Here is a 3,326-nt window from a genome sequence, read left to right as displayed (position 1 = left end):
GGACTCGAACAAGATGGCGGTCAACGCGCTGCGGACGGAGCGGGTGATTTTCGACATGGCGGGGGTGAGGGGGTATTGGGATGGGGAGGAGGCGGGGTGACGAGGGCCGCCCGCTTCGCTACCTCCTAAACTGTCCCCTCTCCCCTTGTGGGAGAGGGATGCAACATCCGCGTCCAGCGGATGTTGCGGGGTGAGGGGTTTTTGTTCGGCGCCAGACAACCCTGTAAACTTTCTCCCGCCATGGATGCAATCACCGCAAACGACTTCGACGAATTCCTTACCCGCGCGGGAATAGCGACGCCCGATTTGGGGAGTCAGGGCGGCAAGCAACTCTCATTCAAACCCGGCCCCGCAAGAGTAATTATCGTCCATTTCGTGGAGAGCGACCGGCCGAAGTACCTGCTCGACATGACCACGCGCATCCTCGACCTGGAAGAGATGTGGCTGCTCGTCCCGCGCCGCGGCACCGCCGCCGATCTCGAGCTGCTCAACGGCAGTCAACCGGCCAAGGCGTTCCGCTTCGCCGCCGCGGAGAAAGACCGCCTTGCCGAGTATCTCTGCACCCGTCCCATGGCCTTCGGAAACTATTCGATGGATATCTACGTCATCTCCGGGTCCGGCAACACACTCATCACTTGGGACCATCACACGGCCAGCGAAGGGCTGGGCATCGAGCTTCGCGACAAAGCAGACGCCGGCAGGCTACTCGTCGCCCTCAACGATCTGGGTGCGGAACTCGATCTTATCGGACGTGAGCACTAGCCCGGCAGCCCCGCCGAAATCATTCGCGTCAATCTGTGACCAGTCAATCATCGTAAGTATGATGCAGCCCAATGACGCAGTGCGATCAACCGCAAACCATACCAGGCACCGCTTCGCTACTTATCGCCAGAAAACAAGCAGTCGGGTGAGCGAGAAGCCGGCTGCGCTGCAACTTGGAATTGACAAACCGGCAACATCAACTGTTGTGTTGTTGCGAATCGGAATATCTATGCTAACCGGACAATCAAAGTATGCATCGTTGATTCATGATGACTGGGGCAAGAATTGCCCATGAATCTAATGTATGTAGATAAAATAGAGAAATCGGTCGCCACCGTTTCTTGTAGGGGACTGTCAAGCCAATGTCGGGAACTTCTCCAATATTTGTAGCTTACCCGTCACGAGATGGGGCTCTCTCGGCTATGATTCTTGACGCGGTGAGACGAGCAAATGCACTTCCTCTTCCAGAAAAGTATGAACCATGGGAATACAATGACGTGCCAGGCGCACCGCTGATTTCCCCAATCCTCGAAAAGATTGATGAGTCGCCGTTCATAGTTGCTGACATTACTTACTTGAATGCGAACGTGGTCTATGAAGTGGGATTCGCTATTGGACGGCGGAAGCGAGCATTTCTTGTTCGGCACAGTGACACCGTCGGTGATAAGGATCTCGCGAAACATGCCGGAATTTTTGATACGTTGGGCTATTTTGAATACGTCAATGCTGATGAACTGAAGCAAAGATTGGCTGCACATATTGACAATGCACCTTTGCCATTCGGCACTGTGCTGGATCACCTTGCACCAATCTACATTGTTGAACCCCCCCACGCGTGATGAGGCGGTGGGTCTATTGGTTTCACGTGTAAAGAAAACGGGTTTCAAATATAGAAGCTTCAATCCCGGTGAGGACTCACGTCTTTCAGCAGTAGATGCGGTTCGGCAAGTTGCCGTGTCGTCAGGGATAGTTATTCCACTTCAAGACCAAACGATCGTTGGCTCGAACGTTCACAATATCAGAGCGCTGTTTGTAGCTGGTCTCGCCGATGGCATGTCCAAGCCACGACTGTTACTAGCGGGCGCGGATTATCAAGCGCCGCTAGACATTCGAGACACGACCAAGACATTTATGCAACTGGACGACATTCCCGCTTTTGTAGCGGACTTTTGTCCAGCAATTGTTAGCCATTTTACAATGGCGGAGCCATCAATTGTTGACCGTTCTTCACTGTTGGCATCATTGAAAATTGGCGATCCAACTGCCGAGAACGAGATGACGACGCTTGAAAGATACTACCTAAAGACGGATCAATATCAGCGGGCACTGAGAGGCGAAGTTAATCTCGTTGTTGGTCGGAAGGGGTCTGGAAAAACGGCTCTGTTTATTCAAGTACGAGATAAGATTCGTGCAGACAAACGGAACATAGTCGTCGATCTAAAGCCCGAAGGATATCAGCTTATAAAACTGAAGGAGGAAATCCTTGCGTATCTATCTGCGGGTGCGCGCCAACATCTCATTACAGCATTTTGGGAGTATTTAATCCTTCTTGAGGTGGCCTATAAGCTGTTGGAGAAAGATCAGCATACATATAAATTCAATCATGAGATTCATGATCTATACCTAGAGTTGACGCGGGCGTACAGAGTGGATGATTTCTCTGTGGAAGGCGATTTCTCGGAACGGCTTTTGGCACTGTCCAACAAAATCGCGCGAAAGTATCAGGCTCAGTACGGCCAGTCGGAATCTCAACGTCTAACCGCGGAACAGGTTACAGGGCTACTTTATAGCCATGACATACGGGCGCTACTCAATCAGATATCTGGCTACTTGGAGAAGAAGGGAGGCGTGTGGATACTGTTTGATAACCTGGACAAAGGATGGAGTACCCATGGAGTTGATGTCATCGACGCAATTGTTCTTCGTTGCTTGGTAGATGCAGGACGAAAGGTTGAGCGTGAGATGCGCAAACGGGGCCATCAGTTCCACTGCGTCGTGTTTGTCCGAAACGACGTCTATGATCATCTGATGAAGAGTAGCGCTGACTACGGAAAGGAAATGCGAGCCACCCTAGATTGGACTGATCCAGACCTTCTTCGAGAAATGCTGAGGTTAAGGTTGGTTTCCGGACTAGATTCAAAGGTCGAGGGCGCGCGCTTTACTGCCCTTTGGCCAGATGTATGTGTCTATCACTACCGCGGTGAAGAGTCGTCAAACTACTTCATCGAACGGTCACTGATGAGGCCTAGAAATTTGCTGAAAATTTTCAATCACTGTCGCGGCTTTGCTACTAACTTCAATCACACGAAAATTGAGGAGAGCGATATTGAGAAGGGACTAAGAGCGTATTCCCAGGACCTCTTGAGTGAGCTGGATCGCGAGCTCAATGACGTGTTCCCAGAGGCAGAGGATCTCTTGTACTATTTCTTAGATGCCCCGACCTCGATGTCGCAGGAGGAGCTTACGAAACTCATAAAGGCTGCGGGTACTGATAAGAACAAAATTGAAAAGGTTATCGATTTCCTATTGTACTACGGCGTAATTGGAGTGCACTCGGGTGGAGT

3 protein-coding genes are annotated in these 3,326 nt (G+C 51.2%); all 3 read left to right on the top strand.

Annotation, left to right across the window (positions count from 1 at the left end; all coding sequences use genetic code 11):
* Positions 1–240: 240 nt before the first annotated feature.
* On the top strand, positions 241–762 hold the full coding sequence (locus ACOSYY_RS11040) for a hypothetical protein (RefSeq protein WP_421662414.1): 522 nt from the start codon (positions 241–243) through the stop codon (positions 760–762).
* A 422-nt stretch (positions 763–1,184) separates the two neighbouring features.
* Complete coding sequence (locus ACOSYY_RS11035) at positions 1,185–1,601, top strand: hypothetical protein (protein ID WP_421662413.1); 417 nt, start codon at positions 1,185–1,187, stop codon at positions 1,599–1,601.
* Positions 1,602–1,608: 7 nt separating this feature from the next.
* Positions 1,609–3,326, top strand: a 1,718-nt coding sequence (locus ACOSYY_RS11030) for a P-loop ATPase, Sll1717 family (protein ID WP_421662412.1), incomplete at its 3' end; no start/stop codon positions are given.

This window comes from Nitrospira sp. BLG_2 (assembly GCF_049222245.1).
The sequence above is the reverse complement of the archived record's forward strand: the minus strand, read 5'-3'. Positions and strand labels throughout refer to the sequence as shown.